Origin of the sequence: Brevibacillus laterosporus (assembly GCF_030489605.1) — a bacterium.
GTDB classification, from domain to species: domain Bacteria; phylum Bacillota; class Bacilli; order Brevibacillales; family Brevibacillaceae; genus Brevibacillus_B; species Brevibacillus_B laterosporus_E.
The window spans coordinates 98,577-115,973 of sequence record NZ_JAUKFY010000012.1; the positions used below are offsets into that span (position 1 = coordinate 98,577).

General features: G+C 39.1%; 17 protein-coding genes. 5 read left to right on the top strand and 12 right to left on the bottom strand.

All coding sequences use genetic code 11. The annotated features are described in order from the left end of the window. The first annotated feature begins 264 nt into the window (after positions 1–264). Positions 265–747: a hypothetical protein gene (locus QZ995_RS14400; protein ID WP_301808108.1), complete on the top strand. Its 483-nt coding sequence runs from the start codon at positions 265–267 to the stop codon at positions 745–747. A gap of 769 nt (positions 748–1,516) precedes the next feature. Here QZ995_RS14400 and QZ995_RS14405 read toward each other — a convergent pair. The 3 genes from QZ995_RS14405 to QZ995_RS14415 all read right to left on the bottom strand — a co-directional run bounded on the left by QZ995_RS14405 (position 1,517) and on the right by QZ995_RS14415 (position 4,663). Continuing rightward, positions 1,517–2,122, bottom strand: a complete 606-nt coding sequence (locus tag QZ995_RS14405; RefSeq protein ID WP_301808112.1) for a hypothetical protein — start codon at positions 2,120–2,122, stop codon at positions 1,517–1,519. Between the two features lie 87 nt (positions 2,123–2,209). Beyond that, positions 2,210–3,133 carry an EamA family transporter RarD gene (gene rarD, locus QZ995_RS14410; protein ID WP_301808115.1) on the bottom strand — a complete coding sequence of 308 codons (924 nt, stop codon included), beginning with the start codon at positions 3,131–3,133 and terminating at the stop codon, positions 2,210–2,212. A 330-nt stretch (positions 3,134–3,463) separates the two neighbouring features. Beyond that, a complete protein-coding gene (locus tag QZ995_RS14415; RefSeq protein ID WP_301808119.1) occupies positions 3,464–4,663 on the bottom strand; it encodes an oxalate decarboxylase family bicupin in 1,200 nt (399 codons plus the stop codon). A gap of 395 nt (positions 4,664–5,058) precedes the next feature. Between QZ995_RS14415 and QZ995_RS14420 the strand changes: the two genes are divergently transcribed. Further along, positions 5,059–6,483 carry an aromatic amino acid hydroxylase gene (locus QZ995_RS14420; RefSeq protein ID WP_301808121.1) on the top strand — a complete coding sequence of 475 codons (1,425 nt, stop codon included), beginning with the start codon at positions 5,059–5,061 and terminating at the stop codon, positions 6,481–6,483. 244 nt (positions 6,484–6,727) lie between these two features. On the opposite strand, the gene QZ995_RS14425 is transcribed toward QZ995_RS14420, so the two are convergent. The 4 genes from QZ995_RS14425 to QZ995_RS14440 form a co-directional block, all read right to left on the bottom strand. Beyond that, positions 6,728–6,937 (bottom strand): DUF3006 domain-containing protein, encoded by a 210-nt coding sequence (locus QZ995_RS14425; RefSeq protein WP_301808122.1) that lies wholly within the window; start codon positions 6,935–6,937, stop codon positions 6,728–6,730. 161 nt (positions 6,938–7,098) lie between these two features. Further along, the gene (locus QZ995_RS14430; protein ID WP_437124735.1) at positions 7,099–8,142 is read right to left on the bottom strand and encodes an MBL fold metallo-hydrolase; all 1,044 of its coding nucleotides are present in this window, start codon (positions 8,140–8,142) and stop codon (positions 7,099–7,101) included. A 264-nt stretch (positions 8,143–8,406) separates the two neighbouring features. After that, positions 8,407–8,598 carry a hypothetical protein gene (locus QZ995_RS14435; protein ID WP_301808124.1) on the bottom strand — a complete coding sequence of 64 codons (192 nt, stop codon included), beginning with the start codon at positions 8,596–8,598 and terminating at the stop codon, positions 8,407–8,409. Positions 8,599–8,885: 287 nt separating this feature from the next. Continuing rightward, positions 8,886–9,713 carry a copper amine oxidase N-terminal domain-containing protein gene (locus QZ995_RS14440; protein WP_301808125.1) on the bottom strand — a complete coding sequence of 276 codons (828 nt, stop codon included), beginning with the start codon at positions 9,711–9,713 and terminating at the stop codon, positions 8,886–8,888. A gap of 499 nt (positions 9,714–10,212) precedes the next feature. Here QZ995_RS14440 and QZ995_RS14445 point away from each other — a divergent pair, with 499 nt between their 5' ends. Next, the gene (locus QZ995_RS14445) at positions 10,213–11,361 is read left to right on the top strand and encodes an MBL fold metallo-hydrolase (protein ID WP_301808127.1); all 1,149 of its coding nucleotides are present in this window, start codon (positions 10,213–10,215) and stop codon (positions 11,359–11,361) included. Positions 11,362–11,462: 101 nt separating this feature from the next. Here the strand turns inward: QZ995_RS14445 and QZ995_RS14450 are convergent, their stop codons facing one another. Continuing rightward, positions 11,463–12,008 carry a GNAT family N-acetyltransferase gene (locus QZ995_RS14450; RefSeq protein WP_301808129.1) on the bottom strand — a complete coding sequence of 182 codons (546 nt, stop codon included), beginning with the start codon at positions 12,006–12,008 and terminating at the stop codon, positions 11,463–11,465. Positions 12,009–12,193: 185 nt separating this feature from the next. Here QZ995_RS14450 and QZ995_RS14455 point away from each other — a divergent pair, with 185 nt between their 5' ends. After that, entirely contained in the window at positions 12,194–13,246 is a 1,053-nt protein-coding gene (locus QZ995_RS14455) for a DUF418 domain-containing protein (protein ID WP_301808132.1), read from the top strand. A 135-nt stretch (positions 13,247–13,381) separates the two neighbouring features. Here the strand turns inward: QZ995_RS14455 and QZ995_RS14460 are convergent, their stop codons facing one another. Together QZ995_RS14460 and QZ995_RS14465 are read right to left on the bottom strand one after the other, a co-directional pair. Beyond that, positions 13,382–13,825, bottom strand: a complete 444-nt coding sequence (locus tag QZ995_RS14460; protein WP_301808134.1) for a hypothetical protein — start codon at positions 13,823–13,825, stop codon at positions 13,382–13,384. Positions 13,826–14,182: 357 nt separating this feature from the next. Next, a complete protein-coding gene (locus QZ995_RS14465) occupies positions 14,183–14,389 on the bottom strand; it encodes a hypothetical protein (RefSeq protein ID WP_301808137.1) in 207 nt (68 codons plus the stop codon). A 552-nt stretch (positions 14,390–14,941) separates the two neighbouring features. On the opposite strand from QZ995_RS14465, the gene QZ995_RS14470 reads away from it, so the two are divergent. Continuing rightward, complete coding sequence (locus tag QZ995_RS14470) at positions 14,942–15,079, top strand: hypothetical protein (RefSeq protein ID WP_301808140.1); 138 nt, start codon at positions 14,942–14,944, stop codon at positions 15,077–15,079. A 312-nt stretch (positions 15,080–15,391) separates the two neighbouring features. On the opposite strand, the gene QZ995_RS14475 is transcribed toward QZ995_RS14470, so the two are convergent. Then, the gene (locus tag QZ995_RS14475; RefSeq protein WP_301808142.1) at positions 15,392–16,771 is read right to left on the bottom strand and encodes a DUF4179 domain-containing protein; all 1,380 of its coding nucleotides are present in this window, start codon (positions 16,769–16,771) and stop codon (positions 15,392–15,394) included. Beyond that, positions 16,750–17,301: a sigma-70 family RNA polymerase sigma factor gene (locus QZ995_RS14480; protein WP_301808147.1), complete on the bottom strand. Its 552-nt coding sequence runs from the start codon at positions 17,299–17,301 to the stop codon at positions 16,750–16,752. The genes QZ995_RS14475 and QZ995_RS14480 overlap by 22 nt, the downstream gene beginning before the upstream one ends. Positions 17,302–17,397 lie beyond the last annotated feature (96 nt).

Sequence of the window (17,397 nt, forward strand, 5' to 3'; positions counted from 1 at the left end):
TTTCTCATATGACAAAATGGATGTTTTTCCCCTACATCTTCATTCATTCTATCCTTATAAATATCGTAGAAACTGAGCTTTCTAATGAGTGGAAATAATTACCTTGCCAGCTAATCTGATAACTAGCTTACTTGTGTAAGAGAAAAAGGAGAGGGCGAAATGAAAGATTGGCAAAATGGGTCAGCAATTTTGTTTGGTAAGTAGCTGTTAATCTTTTCACAAAAATACCGATATATAAAGGAAGAACTCACAAACCGGAAAAGGATGAGAATTGTGGACGTAAAAATATTAAATGCGTATCTCAAAGGACTGACAACTGTACTAGGTTCATTAGGAATTAATATACAGCGCCAAGATGTGCAGCTACAAAAATCACCTTATACCTACAGTCAGTCTCATCGAGTTGTTTCCCAAATAACGGGTGATGTTACAGGGGACATTATTATTGGTATGGAGGAAGATGCCCTTCGTGTTTTACTTCAGTCCTTCAGCATCCCGCTAGACATGGTTGATGACGAAATGAGAAGAAGTGTACTTGAAGAATTCGCAGATATGGTACGAGGACATGCCATTACCAGCTATCAAGCAATCGATGCTCAAGTTGAGTTTACGAATGTTGGCCTGCTCAAAAATATTTATGCGGGCGATACCTTGCCTCAGCAAGAGCAAAGCTTAAGTGTACATATTCTTGTCAATGATGAATTCCCAATCCATGTTGATTTTGTTTTGGAGCAAATTCCAGCATAAGAAAACAGAACAGGGAGCACTTGAGACAAATACCTTACATCTGGTATTTGTCTACCTCGTCTGCATAAAAAACGAAACCCTCTAAATATCATTTAGAGGGTTATAAACGCAACCAATCTATCTTTATCTACGATTGTTCTGCGCCTATTTTGGAGCATTGCTCCCTTTCCATAAAGACATAAGATTTCCTTCGATATGAACACGCTCCTTGAACCTTATCCCATATCTTAGCCAGACAATTCGGGCATCTATATCGTTGACGTTTTAGCTCTATTTTTCTTGGCTCTCCGTCTATAATATCATCGAATATCTGCATACGGGATTCTGTTTTGTGAAACTTTTGGTTTCTACATATGGAGCATCTTTTAGGAGGTTCGGTGTAAATATTTATATGTACCACACCCCTTATCGAAGTTGTTGATTGAAGGATATTATATAATAACCGTTCTCGATCTACTACATCAAAGTTAATGAAACTGTAATTATACCTTAATTTTACAATATGTTAAAAATTTCAATTTTAATTATTTTTACGTGATGCAAATGTATATTTCAGCCGTAATGAGCTGCCCCGATTGCAGATGTTCATGCTGACAAATTGCTAGCCCTACCAGCAAATTTCATAAAAAAGACGTGCATGGGATATTGCCCTTCTACACGTCTTAAGAAATAAATATCTCTACCTTCTACATCTTCTTAGAGAATCTATTCATTTAACATCCCCCAGAGGAATAGCTCCCATTAAGCTTCCAAACAGATCTAGCTGGTTCTACAATTTTTTTGGAGTGTCTAATCTAACAGGATCAATCATCACAGTGATATCACCAGAATCTCTTTTTATCGAAATTTTTACTCCCTCAACCTTTATTTCTTCAAAAGCCCCAGCAGTGCTTCCACCTTTAAGCAATTGATCTAGCTGATTTGACCAGACGATGCCAGTGGCTTGAATCATCGCCTTGATAGTATGTAAATCGAGAGTCCCCTGAAACATCAACCCATCTATCGTTTTTCGATCACTCTTGAGCATTACACTTACCCATTTAGCTTCGTCCTTCGTGTACTTCTCTTGTTTAGGATAATAGAATCGATAAAAATTCGTCTTCTTTTCTACTTCGAGAGTAAATGGCAAAATATCAATGTTTTGACTCGCTAACTCTGCTTTCAATTTGTTATAACGACTGAGATAATCGTCTGTTGTCATATGTGTAAATGTACCCGTTTCTTTTTTTTCCTCTTGTTTCAAATTTGACTGCGGACTAGCAGAAAGCGAAAGATTCTTTTTTTCAATGGAAGCATTCGTCTTTTCATTATTTCCGAACACCGCTAGTCCAATTACGACAAACAATACTGCCAACAAAGCTATATACTTTTTCAAAAATACCCCTCCTTATATTTTACATGATTAGTCATATTACATTTTTATCTTCATAAATAGTAGGGAAGTAGAGAAAGTGAACAACTTTTATGTCCGCTTTTCAATCCGCTGTTTAAAAAACGCTGGTTGCCAGGCTTGCATGATCGAAGTTCTTGAAAGTGTGTATAGGATAAGCGCTACCCAAATGCAAACAAAGCTTAAAAGATGACTGTCTGTAAACGATTCTTTATACAAAAATACAGCGATCGCCAATTGTATCGTCGGAGCCAGGTATTGGATAAAGCCTAATGTAGAAAGGGAAATACGCTGCGCTGCCGAAGCAAATGCAAGAAGCGGCATTGCGGTAGCTATTCCCGATCCAATGAGCAATAAATCCGTTCCCCAGTCCGCCATTCCAAACGACCCAACACCTTGGTTTTGCAACCGGCAGATATAAACAAACGAAATAATGGCAACCGGAACCGTCTCTAATGTTAATGAAGTAATCGAATCTGTTTGAATCAGTTTTTTTACAACCCCATATATCCCAAATGACAAGGCTAAAGAAAGGGAAATCCACGGAAGCTGTCCAAAATTAATAGCCATCCAGCATACGCCGACTGCCGCAAAAAGTAATGAGATAAGTTGCCAGAAATCTAACCGTTCTCGAAAAAATAGCATACCTAACGCGACATTAAGCAGAGGATTAATATAATAGCCTAGACTTGTTTCTACAATATGACCGGAGTTGACAGCCCATATGTAAATCATCCAATTCGCACTAATTAAGACGGAAGCCAGTAAAAAAAGCAGTAGACTCTTGGGTTTTTTCATAAATTCCAAAACTCGCTTCCACTTCTTGCTTAGTCCTACTAACACAATCGAAAAAATCAGTGACCATAAAATACGATGAGCTAAAATCTCTCCTGGTGGTATAAAACTGACACTTTTCCAATAAATCGGCAGGAATCCCCACATGGCATACGCCGCTATAGCATAAAGGATTCCTCCTCTCTGTTCTTTCTGCATCATTCTCCATCTCTTTCCTTCTTGAATTGTTCCTAATCATACAAGAATTCACATTTTTTATCAAAGAAGTTTTGGAGAAAATTACACCTTCTTGTTTGCGCTTTCAAAAGGTTGGTCTACTTCTTTGTGCATCACATAGCCTCCTTTTACCTTAATCCTCTACATTAGCAAAACCTATTCAAGCTTACCATTTTTACACAGTCAATCGAACATCTGTTTAGTTTTTCACCCTTTACACAAAAAAAGGGTTTCCAACCGTGTTACGTTTACAGCTTGTTGGAAACCTTTACTCATTTATCATTTTTTAATTTTCGCAATTTTTACATCAACCTATTATTTAGGATAATAAGTAAATCCCGGATACGATACAACCGGCCATTTTTCCTTGCGTAATGCATTCAATAGCTCAGAATCTACCCGTAAATTATCCTTCACCAGATCACGGGGAGTAAGTGCCATCCATTGATTTAAAGACATATCAGCAAATCGATCGCTTTTAAATATTTCTAGGACCCACAATGTTTGGTCACCAGTATTCTGAACATAATGTCCATAGGCAAACGGCACGTAACCGACATCCCCAGCTCTGTAATCAAAAGTACGTGCTGCACCGTCTCCAGCAAACACAGTCATTCTTCCTTGACCGGACAGATAATACTGCCACTCATCATTATTCGGATGCCAATGCAGTTCTCTCATTGCTCCTGGTTCAATTTCAACCAAAGCAGCAGCAACTGTTTTTGAAGCCGGAAAATTAGAGGAATCCACAATTCTAACGCTTCCCCCAGGTGTACGAATTGGTTTCTGGGCTAGCAGACGATATGTAAAGCTTTTTGGAACTGTTCCGTAAGGGGAACGGACTTTTTGACTGTCTAACGGACCAGGAACCTTATCCTGATAAATGTATACCTGATCAGAAGGAATGTTGGCAAAGGCATCCTCTGGCACACCAAAATTGGCTGATAAAACCTCCTTTGGAGTATGGGCAAACCAATCCGTGATAGATAAGGTATTCAGATCAGAGAAGCTTCCGTCATCAAACACAAGCAAAAATTCACAGCCCTCTTCCAGCCCCTGAATGGAATGAGGAATTCCTGGGGGAAAATACCAAAGATCCCCCGGTCCAACATCGGCAATAAAGTTTCTTCCATCTTGATCAACTGAGGTTATCCGCGCTCGCCCTAATATCATATAAGACCATTCTGCCTGCTGATGCCAATGTAATTCACGCACTCCGCCAGGCGTTAACCGCATATTTACCCCGGCAAGTGTTGTTGCAATCGGGAATTCTCTAACGGTCACCTCCCTCGACCAGCCGCCATGATTTAATTGCATGTGTGTATCAGAGAACGAAAATTTTAAATTGGGAATTAATCCTGCATCTGTGATTGGCGGGACAAGCAAATCGGGATTTTCAATATCGCGCATAATGTCACGAGGACCGGGATCAGTTGCTCCAGCACCATCTTTTCTGATGGGCTGCGGTATACCTTCACATGAGCCTTGATCCATATCTAAATGTCTGTTTACCATAAAAACTCGCTCCTCTCACTTAGCTGTTATAAGTAATGGTACTTTTTTCATCAAATAATGTATGATACAAATTTGCTCATTATGACTCCCCGTTAATAAAGCCTTGATAAAAAATTTTCATTCCCCGCGCGATCGGCAGTAAATTCCCGCGCTATGATTAGCTAAGTTAGCATTCTACAAACGAATGCATTTTCAAACTGCAAATTAACTGAATTGCATGAATTTTTCCGGCCATATTGACGATCTTATTTTCCCGGCATATACTTATCCCTATACTTTATCACTTAAAAGCATAACAGTTTAAAAGCTTAAAAGCGTAACAGCTTAAAAGCAAAGAAGTGAAGCAACCCACTCTTATGCTGACAAGAGCTAAGATGGGACAGGAGGACATTATTATGCAAGCTACTACTAAACCAAATTTCGTTATCCCCAAACATCTTCAACCCTACGTCGTTGAGCAAAATTATGATAAATATACAGAAGTTGACCAACAAGTGTGGCGTCATGTACTGCACCGAAATTACAATTTTTTAAAGGACGTAGCTCATCCAGCATATGTAGACGGATTACGTAAAACAGGGATAAGCCTAGATCATATTCCTCGTGTGGAAGAAATGAACCAATGCTTACAGCCATTCGGCTGGGGTGCTGTTACGATAGACGGATTTATCCCTGCCGTGGTTTTCTTTGATTTCCAATCGCGCGGGATTCTTCCGATCGCTACTGATATCCGTAAGCCTGAGCATATCGACTACACTCCAGCACCTGACATTATCCATGAGGCGGCCGGCCATGCTCCTATCCTAAGCGATAAGTGGTATGCTGATTATGTTAAACGTTTTGGCCAAATTGGCGCTAAAGCATTTGCTACCAGAGAAGAGCATGAGGTTTTTGAAGCGATTCGTGCCTACTCCAAATTAATGGAGGACCCGCTGGCGACGCAAGAAGAGGTTCAGCTAGCCAAAGAAATTCTTGATGCCAAACAAAGCGCAGTAACAGGTGTATCAGAAGCAGAAGAGATTGCTCGACTATACTGGTGGACTGTAGAATACGGGCTATTTGGCAAACTAGAACAGCCATTGCTATACGGTGCTGGATTACTTTCTTCTATTGAGGAGAGCAGACACTGTTTAACCGATGCTGTCATCAAGCGCCCATTCTCTTTAGAGGAAACTATTCACACAGCATTTGACATAACAAAAATGCAGCCTCAGCTATTTGTTTGCGAAAGCTTTGACCAGTTGCTTGATTCTGTTGAACGTTTCAAGCATCGCATGGCCTTTCATACAGGCGGCAAGGTTGCTATGGAAAAGGCCCTTCGTTCAGGTACTACTTCCACAGTAGTTTACAGCTCTGGATTACAGGTGACTGGGACCTTAGAGTCAATGGTATACGCTGAAAATAGTGAGATTGGTTTCTTCCGCATGGATGGTCCTACTGCCCTCTCCTGGAATAATCAGGAATTGGATGGACATGGAAAATCTACACATGCTGATGGTTTTTCTTCCCCAATTGGTCGCCTGCAAGGTGTGTCACTTCCACTGGAGCTGTTTACAGATGGAGACCTAGAAGCACACGGCATCAGAATGAATGAGCATGTGAAGCTAACGCTTGAAGGCGGAATGACAGTAGAAGGAAGGTTGGAAGAAATCGTTCGTCAAGAAGGTAAGATATTGCTTCTGTCCTTTAATCAATGCAGGATTAGTCATCATGGACGTATCTTATTCCAATCCGATCAAGGCACATACGATATGGCTGTGGGCGAACGAATTGTATCCACATTCGCAGGAGCAGCCGATCCTGAAAGATTTTTCGAGTAAAACGAGATTAGCACGCGAATGTCCCGACTGCTGTTGGGACATTTTTTTTATGACTTTCCACTCCCTATTTTGATAGGTATCCAGACAAGAAAAAAAGCACCGCAAATGGGTGCTAAGGCTTCCTGGAGTATTCCACTATCCTCTGTTGCATCTTTTAGATTCAGCAATTCTTGTTCTTTGTTACGGAAACTCCTGATAAGACTCAATAGCCTATTATTATAATTCTTCCTGCTGCCTGCATGTGTTATTCAAACAAATCATCCATCAAATCATTTGCTTCCTTTTCTCTCGCCTCTGTTTCCGCTTGGTCTACTTCAGTAGAAATATGTACCACTTGCCCAACCTGCACATCGTCCTGAAATATAGCTCTAGGAAGGTCATACGTCTGAGCATCAATCTCCACAACAACCATGCCCTCCTCAAAACGATCGATAATTCCTTTTGTTGTTTTCATACTCGCTACCTCACAGTCTTTATATACTAGTCTTGCTATGGATGTAACAGCAAGACTTGATTCATTATAAGTTAATAGGAGAAAAACTATAGAAACGCCGAATGTAATGATATTATTTTTTTAAAGAACAACAGATTAGCATTCTACCGATTTTGGCCCCTCTACCTCGCAGTTTTACATGTGATCGACTTTCCGTTACTGACAGCTAAGATTGTTCCTTTTTGATCTGTACGGTATGTAATGATTTTTGATTGTTGTAATTTTTGTAGCGTTCCTTGGGTTGGATGCCCGTATTTATTGTCCTTTCCGGAGCTGATCACTGCGTATTTAGGGGCTACGGCTTTCAGAAAAGCAGGTGATGTAGAAGAATTTGAACCATGATGACCAACCTTTAACACGTCCGCCTTGAGAACTTGCTTGCTCTTAAGCATATCTGCCTCTGATTTGTGCTCAGCATCGCCAGTAAATAAAAACGAGGTTGCTCCATAAGTAAGGTGTAAAACAGCACTCCATTCATTTAACTCCTTTTCGTATGTACCAACCGGAGCAACGAATTTAGCCGAAACGCCCTGTAGGGGTATCGTTGTGCCTGCTGTTGCTGGTTTAATAGATAAGCCTTGTCCTTTGATTTGCTTCAACAGGGTCACGTATGTCTCAGTTGTATGGGCTACTTTGGGTGCATATACAGATTTAACTTTAAAGTTCTGCATGACCTTGTGCAGGCCACCGATGTGATCTGCATCTGGATGAGTCATGATGAGAACCTCGATGTCATCAACCTTGAGGTCCTTTAAGTATTTGACCATTAAATCACCTTTGTCCGTATTCCCGCCATCAATTAGAATATCGTCACCTTTAGGTGTTTTTATGTAAGTCGCATCGCCTTGACCGACATCTAGGAAGTAGACTTTTAGATCATTTGTAGCTGATGATGGTAAAACGATCGAAGCAGGCGCTTTCTTACCAGCAGGCACAGCTTGTTCTTTAATTTGTGACACTGGGACTTGCTTCGATTGACTTGGACGGATTATTTTACCATCCCGATGGATATGATACTCTCCATCCTTTAATCCCCATTTCGTGCAGTTCGTTTTGCAAATATGGCCACCATCGGCATCTGTCTTACCAGGATGCGCTTCTGACAAGCCAATGGGTAGAATAAGCATAGCCATGATGATGACTAACAATATGTTTCTTTTCAACATGCACACCTCCAAATGATTCGAAAAATAATACCTACAGCATTAACTCGCATGCTGTCATAAAAAATACACCCTCTAAAGTTCATCGGCTAACCTCAAGGCTTTTTCCAATGTTTCCTTTAAAAGAGTGTATTTTTGTCTTACCACGTTTATCTGCTATAGAACAATTCTGTTGCCGTATGTTTGTTAATGCTGATAATAATCTAATGTAGCAAATCTCTTCCTAACGAAGAGACTAAATGGAACTATCACGTTACTACAAGTAAGTTAACAGCTTTCATACATATAATTGGAATATGATGATTCCGTGCATTGATGGTATTCCACTACTTTTTGTTCATGGTAAAAATGTTTTTTGTAGTAATAAATATGTTTATCAGGATTCATATGTTCGTAAAATTTAGCCAGCATTCCGTATAAGTTTGCCTTCTCCAGATGATATTTTAATTTATCCTTCATAGTTATCCTCTCCTCTTTCGTTATATCTTTAGGATATGTATCACATAATGAGTGTGTATTGTTTTTTCCCATGTTCCAGAGCCTATTTTCGAGACAGTTTGCTTATATAGAACAATAATTCCCCTAAGCTGACTCTGAGCTTATGTTTTCCCTCAAATCAATAAATCTATAGCAAAGTCTATAATCGATTCATCGCCCCCGCACAATGCCTTCATAATAAAAAATCCCCCGCCTTAGCGAGGAATGCATATTAATTACCCACATCATGTAGGAATTTTATTCGTTATCTAATCTTGCTTAGCCTGCAAATCGTCAATCAAGACAATTTTTCCCTCTTCCTTCCAATCTACGCTCGTTTTTAACTGTTCACTAACAAAACGTAGCGGCAGGAACAAGCGTCCATTTTTTAGGACAGGCGAAGTTTCTAACGTGATGACTTTCCCATTTACAATCGCTTCCTTTTTATCCAAATATAAAGTGATTGACTGACTACCGCGAGTAATTAATACCGAGCGTGTTTTTTCATCCCATTTCACATCTGCTTTAAGTGCCGCACTGATAGCGCGAATTGGAACCAGAGCTCGTCCCCCCTGCATGAATGGCTTTTCATCCGATGTAATCAGCTTACCATCTACAAGTGTAGTAATTTCATTGCTGCCGTTTTTCTTTAAAAGTTTACCCAGCTTTTCAACAGAAGAGCGGTCCGCTTTGTTATAGTAACGCTCCACCAGTTCCAGTTGAACCTCTACTGCTTGGGAAATGTCCGCTTGCTTTTCTAATTCGGATACCAGTGTTTCATATTTAGATTTTTGTTCGTCGCTAATCTCTGTAGAATGCTTCAATTCCTGACGTAACTCGATCAATTCTTTTTTTAGCTTGACGGTTTCCAGTACTGGCTTAGCTGGAGAGCCATTCTGCTTTGTTTCTTCTGTTTCGGATGTCTTTTCCTTTTTTTCTTTTTTTTCTTTCTCTTCATTCTTTTTGCTATCTACTGAAACTTCAACTTCTACCTTGCCCTTCCCCTTTGCATTTCCGTTATCCTCTTTCGCTGATACTGCGGGTACTGCGGTAACCATAAGAGCAATAGCCAAGGATGCAGACATCAATTTTTTCATTGTTCATTCTCCTCTCAAGATGTATGAATATCCGCTTGCGATCTCTTGACGATGAATGATGATACAAGGTTGCAGAGGAACGCTAATTATTGTACTGCACAATTTTTAATGTCTTGTCATTTCGTCAGAATAAAGGAACAAAGATTATAATTTAAAGGATGATATACACAAAATATCTGCTTAAAGATGCATAAAAAAGACATCGAATGAGATAACAAAAAGCCCCCAGCAGATGGAACTGCTGAAGGGCTTTTTGCTTTACAAATAAAGTCTGGCATCTTTATTTGGCATAAGCAAAATCACGCCGATTTTTTCAAATCGGCAGCACCAATGTTCATTCGCTTCATGCGTGATTATCTTATTCCAAGCATTTAAAAAAAGTTACTTAAACGGTAAAAAATCCGTAAATGACGGCCTGCATGCACACTTCCCTGCCCTCTCTCTTTGCCTCTACATAATAGAAATTTCTAGTGGCCATACTACTCACAGGAGGTGTGCCATGAACAAATTTTATCTCATGAGTATAGGAATTAGCATCGCATTATTTGCAACAGCTTGCGCTAACATCGGAGGTACAAATCAGGATGCGGGACGTAACCAAACAGTTCAAAACAACGGGGTGGTGAATAACTCCTCGAATGTGCGCCAAACGAACAATGGAACTACCGTGTCTACAGCCATCAATGAGGCTCCGTCAACAGTAAATGCACGGTATGTGGAGCCATCGGCTAAAAAAGTACTTCATTCTGGTGAGAAAATAAATCGGCTATATAATCGAAATTTAAACGATAAGTATATCCTGCAGCGTCTTACTTCTCGTACGTATTGGGTTCAGAGTAATTTTTACAGCACAACCTTTTATGTTGGGAAAAAGGGAGTATTACTGTTCGATCCATTAGAAGATCGGACAGATCAACTCTTAGCCGCTGTTCGCAAGGTAACCAAATTGCCTATTACTAGCGTTGTTTATTCTCATAACCACGCGGATCACATAGGTGATGCTTCCAAGATGCTTGCTGCATTAAAGAAATCAGGCGTAAAACCGCGCATTATTGCAAGTAAGGCTACATTCGACAAACAGGTTTATTTAAAGAGTAAGCTTCCCCGCCCGACAGAGGTTGTCTCTTGGCCAAAGGGTTCGTTTACATTCGAGGATCTGACTGTTCAATTACATGGATTCCAGCGAGCAGGTCATTCGGATGATCATTCGGTTTGGCTGTTAAAGGACGAGGGTGTGCTCCACGCACCTGACTTAATAAACCCAGATCAACCTCCATTTTGGAGATTTGGAGGCTCAGATACCTTCCTTTACCATGAGCAAAATCTTCAGGAAGCACGTAAGCTGCCATGGAAATGGGTTAATGGCGGACATGGAAACGTTGGAGAAAAGAAAGATTTTGACTCTGATCTAGCCTTTATCAAAGATCTTAAAAAAGCCGTGGGAGATGCTATACAAACCCAGAAATTTGGTAATTTTGTTGACCCGAAAAAAGGTGCTCATTCTGCCTTCTTACCAGCTTGGTTAAACGCTGTTTCTAAACAAGCTACCGACACTCTTCGCCCGAAATATGGAAAATATTATGGTTTTGAATATTCTACACCGCCCAATGCCGAGATGGTAGCTGAATGGATGTTTTCTTATCGTTAGACATGAAACTAAATAATTGCAAAAGCAAATCCATGCCCGCTCTTTCTACTTTTGAGCGGGCTTTATCCATCCTATTGCACATCTGTTCCCGGCTATCTTTTTTAGCTTTTTATTTGTAAAAATTCTTTTTCCAGAACAGAAAAAAAGTATTGATCAACCCATTGATTTTGCCAAAAGAGCTCTTCTTTAAAAACAGCCTCCCTTGTCATTCCTATACGCTCCATTAATGCTGCTGAACGTTTGTTATGGGAATTGCACATTCCTACTACTTTATGAGCCCCTAATTGTTCAAAGGCAAACTGTAGTAAAAGCTTGGCTGCTTCACTCCCATAACCTTTACCCCCATATGCAGGTATAATGGAAAAACCGATTTCCCAGCTTTTTCTATGCTCAACATAGCTCCAAATTTGGGCCAAACCAATCGGCGTGTTACTTTGATCCCCTGCTATCGTTACAATAAAATCATAACTACTTCCTTCATCAATTTCTTCGATTTTACGCAAATAGTTCTCCTGGACAACCTTTTCATCAGACTCTATATAGTCCTCGAAATACCATAAGCTCTGATCGCATTCTATCCGGCAAATAAAGTCCAAATCCTTGTCTGATACTGAAGATAGTAATAATTTTTCCCCAACAATTTTCATTATCATTTCGCTCCTTCAGATTACCAATCAGCTCACATTTATTCAGTGGATTAGCTGCTCTTTGTATTTATTTTTCAGAAATCTTACAATACTGTAAGCTTTTTGTTAGGTTATGCAATACCAACTGCTGCATATTTTTTGTACGCTACAAGAGATCATTATGTACAAAGGAGAACGACAGAGAAATGAAGCAACTGCAAAGCTACAAGAGAATTGATACTTTAGATTATTTACGCGGGTTTGCTTTAGTAGGTATTTTGCTTATAAACATTATTGCTGTACTTATGATTGGCGATCCGATTGCAAACACCAAAGATGCTTCGTACCAACGATTTTTATTCTTATTTGTAGAAGGTAGATTTTTTACCATCTTCTCATTTTTATTTGGTGTTGGCTTTTATCTGTTTATGACAAAGGCAAATGCCAAGGGTAACAATGGATATCTCTTATTTTTACGACGACTTCTAGCCTTATTTGCTATTGGATATGTTCATGGACTGTTTCTAGGTGGAGAAGTACTAAGAGAATATGCCATCTACGGATTCATCTTATTATTATTCTTCAAAGTAGAGAAACAGATAAACATCGTTATCGGGATGATAGGATTAGCCATTACTTGTTTTTTTGCATTAAAAGCATTGATCGCACTGCCACTTATGCTACTTGGTTTGGCAGCAGGTCAATATCGCTTTTTTGAACGCATTACAGAAAAAACGAAGAAAGTCGCTATAGGTACAGGTATTTTGTTGCTTATTAGCATAGCTGGCGTTCTGTATCAATACTCACAGGTGCCTGCCCTACCTTTTCCCCCTATGATTTTAGGCGGGACAGGAGATCCTAATATCGAACAAGCAAATCATTTCTTACAGATAGGCGTTACGATTGGGCCAATTATATCCAGTGTCTATGTCGGCGTCCTTATCTTATCCCTGCAAAGTAAATTCGCCCAAACTTTGCTTCATCCCCTGAAGCTTTATGGACGTATGGCATTAACAAACTATTTGGGGCAAACCTTTATACTTTTGGCTATTGGACATCTATGTCATTTATTTGGGCAGATTACCTATATACAAACCTTGTTCCTCTGTGTCCTTGCCTATGTCATTCAAATTCTCTTTAGTGTAATCTGGATGAACTTCTTTACAATGGGACCGATGGAATGGGTATGGCGTGTCGTTACCTATTGGCAGGTTCCCCAGCTTCGAAAAAATAAAAAGAGCTACACTGTCAGTTTATAATCTAATCAGACAGTGTTTAACTGACAATTACATGTATCCTAGTAAGCTATCATTAGGTCAGATAAAATAAAACAAGAAACAAGTCTAACACTTACTTGCAGAATGTTAGACTTGTTTCTATTCATATTTATTTGATTATTCGAAATAAATAGACCCTGAGATATCAACTGGATTCCATGAAGGATCGAGAGGATGCAATTCGGCTGCAATACTATACGTACCAGGCTGCAGTGAAATAGAACGTTGATGACTTCCATTGCCATATATCTCAAAGATCTTGTCTGGTGTAACCTCTGCGTTGATTTCATAAAATCTATACTGGACACGGGGTTCTGTTGAAGAATGATTCGTTTGATTAAGCACGATTCTGACTGTTTGACCAGGTCTGACTGTAAATTTAAGATAATTTTCCAGTCCTACAATACTCGTGATTTTCTCAAATTTAAACCATCCGATATAACTCAAATCTTGTTGCTTTACTTGCTTCACAGGCTCTACTGGTGCTGCTTGTACAGAAGATGCAAGTGGAATTGTTAATACCGCTGCCATGAATGCTTTGCATAATAGTGCTCTACTCACGCAAACTACCCCTTTACCAATGTATGTGTAAGCTTTCAAAAGAAATATATAGCGTCCTATTATTCCTTACATAGCTTACGATATGTATTATATAAATTTTTACATTTAAAGTAAATATTTTCCTTGTTATATTCAATAGAGAGTTGTGGAATGAAGGCAGGTAAATAAAGGAGACTCAGCTCGAATAAGCCTCTTCATGTAAAGCGTATTTTCTTGTTTGCGACACCTTTATTTTCGTGACTCCTTTCCGTGAAGATTTCTCTTGTATCATCTAACAAAAATGACCGTAAGATGCTACAGCACCCTCACGGTCAAACGATAGAAGTAAACATTAAAAGATTGCAATAAAGACCTGTTCTATCCTTGAACTTTACGATTTAAGTACACTCTTGTCCAATAAAATATTGCCGTACCAATAAGTAAAATTGTAAATTGGATTCCAGCACTTCCAGACTTAACAAGATCATATAAAGACCAAATTAATAAAGCTACCGTATAAAACATAAAAGTATTTCTTGCTGATTTCTCATTATGAGATTTCTCCATTTCGTCTGCTTTTCTCATGTTTTTCCCTCCTCGTAAAACTAAATACCAAGCATGTAATAAATTCCTTCAACACTTATATACAACCGCTAGATTATTACGCTTTTTCTTCTGCATGTTTCTCAGGAAAATATCACTATGGCTTTTTTGTTATCGAGATTCTTATTTACCATGACTCTTTTTCTAAATGTCAAAAACCTTTTACATTATCATTGTAATACAGAAACAACGAATATCAAATTGTTTTTACATTTTCATTAGTATTGGGCAATAAAAGAATCCATTTTAAACAAGACCTTGATCAAAATAGATTCCTTTTACGAAGTTACTTTGTAGTTTTTCGATAAAAAAGTGCCTTGTCCCGCTTAATATGAGAGATCATGCAGTTCTATTTCTCTAGCTCTTTTTAGCTCTGTCTTTTTTATTTATCAATAATTATGGCTACTTCTAGACTAATGCGTTCAACAATTACTAGATTAAATCCTCATATAAGTAAGCAATTTATTAAACTGCCGAAGTTATACTTTTTATGCTACACCGTTATCATTCTATTCAGAAAAGTAAGGTGATGCTATGAAAAAGTGGTTGGTATTGGGACTTACTGCGTGTATGCTTCTTTCAGTTTCTACTTTTGTATTTGCTGCGTCCCCGGCTGATGCAGGCGGCATTATTTATGAATGCACAGATCCGCTTAACCCAAATAATTGCTAACTAACTATACTTCAGCTAGAATGTTGTTGAAAATTAAGCATAAGTAGGCTTTTATGTGGCTTCACTGCTCAAATGCTACATATACTTTTCGTCGAAGCAGTTTGGTAACAAGTTTTTACCTAGATGTATAGAATTTTTCAATAGGAGAGCGAAGCCTTGCAGATGGCAGAAATTTACCAAGGCTTCGCTTTTGTCGTTGGAAGACAACCATGACTAGAAAATTCATTTCGTTTTGGTCTTCAATCTCTGCTATTATCAAGCCGTACTGGTCCAATCAGAATGACAATCACTATTCACCATGCCTGGTACCATTTAAAGTAACGGAATCTTGATTAAATTCTGTTCACGAATCTTTTGCTCTTCTTTGTTCATAACATCTGTAGGAACGACTAGCTTCAAATTTTTTGAAGATGGAAAGGGTGGAAATTCTTTCATGAACGAATAGGTGTCAGTAAACTCTCTAATTTCAGGTGAACTGTAATATTCGTTATTCTTTTCATCCTTTATTGTTAAAAAACGGGATTGAATAAAGGGATTTTTAATCTCATAATGAATAACCGTTTTTGTTGAAAGGAAATCTACCTTTTTTAGAATAAAGTCTCCTTGTTGTTCGGACAATACATAAGGCAATGGCTGTGATAGATCAATCTCTGCATCCTTTGGAGGATTTTCTTTTGTTTTTGACTTCTCTAGCTCTGTCTCTTTCTCCACCAACACACGGGGATCCATGTAAATAAATGGTTCTTCTCCATTTAGTGAAAGTCTAAGTTCGTATTCTTTAGTATTGTCATTTAAAGAGTGTTCCATGAAAGAACTCGGTCGTCTATTCATATATTGGTCATAGAAGGTGATATGAAGATTCTTCAGCTTCTCTCCAGGACCATTGACTATAATTCGTGAGGTTGTTCCTGTAGCATTTCTCCTGATGTTTTGAACTGTGAATTGTAATCCGTTCCGATCCTTTTCAAAATGTGGAGGAACTGTTCGTTGCAAGGCTTTTAGAGAATCGGGCATTTTAAATTCAAGATCCCACTGCCATTTCCCGCTTCCTCCTACTAAACCCACTCGTTCTATCTGTGCGTGGAGTTTAAAATCATTTGGTGCCCCTTCTTTTAAATAAACAGAGTTAATCCCTGCATACAAATGATCCCCGATTCGTGTTACGTCTTTACTTCCACCGTTTAAAAAAGATTCTCCATTTCCATTCAAAGTAAGTTCCTTAAAATCAGCAAGATAATCAGAAAACAAATCCCTATTGAGATCTTTCTCCGGCGGCATTTGAACCAGATACCCAATGGCCAATAAGTGTCCGTCAGAGAATAAATCGGTTATTGTGACGGTCACTCCTTGATCGGTTTTGCTTACATGATAAGGAACAGTCAACCCTTTTTCATGAAAGGCTTTCAGCTCTTCATCACCGTATGCCACAAAGGCACTGATACGCGGAGTATTGGTAAGTGTGGGAAACAGATTTTTTATGGTGTCCGCACTAGGCATTCCCGTTATTGCCAGCAGGATAATCAAGAATCCAGCAATGGAGGTCGTCCAGTACCAGATTCTGCGCTTTGGTTTTGATGTCATGATCATTTTCTCCCGTACATGATTTTTCATTTCATGGGTAAATGTTAGCTCGGAAAGGATCGGACCTTTATCACTATATTGAAATTCCTTTAATTCTTGATCGATGTCCATGACAATCCCTCCCGCTCAAGCATTTGTTTTAGTTTTTTTCGTCCCCGGTAAAGCTTGTTTCGCACTGCACCTTGAGAGGTTTCCAGAACATGAGCTACTTCCTCAATGGATAAGTCCTGATAATAATGAAGAATGATGACTTGACGGTAGGAGAGCGGCAATTTCAGTACGAGCTGTACGAATTCCTTCCGTTCCACTTGCTTCATAACCAATGGCTCTGTCTCATCCTGCTCTTTTTGTGTATGCAGATATTCTCCAAACAAAGATGGGAAGATGTTTCTAACGTACCAGGATCGGACATGCTTCTTGGCTTCGTTTATGGCGATTCGATAAATCCATGTTTGAATGCTTGATTCCCCTCGAAAAGAGGGCAGGTGACGATATACTTTTACGAATACCTCCTGCGCAATATCCTCAGCAGATGTCCGATTTTTTACAATTAAATAAACAAGATGTACGACTCTCCTTCCATATTCGTTCATAATTTTTTCCATGATGGCTTCGTTGGTTTCATGCAATTCCAATTCCATGGCGTTACTCCTCTGTCCGCTCACCTATATTGATCCATGAGCTGCGGTTCGTGTCACACCTTTTTAAAAATTTTTTGGCAATAGCGAACAAAAAAT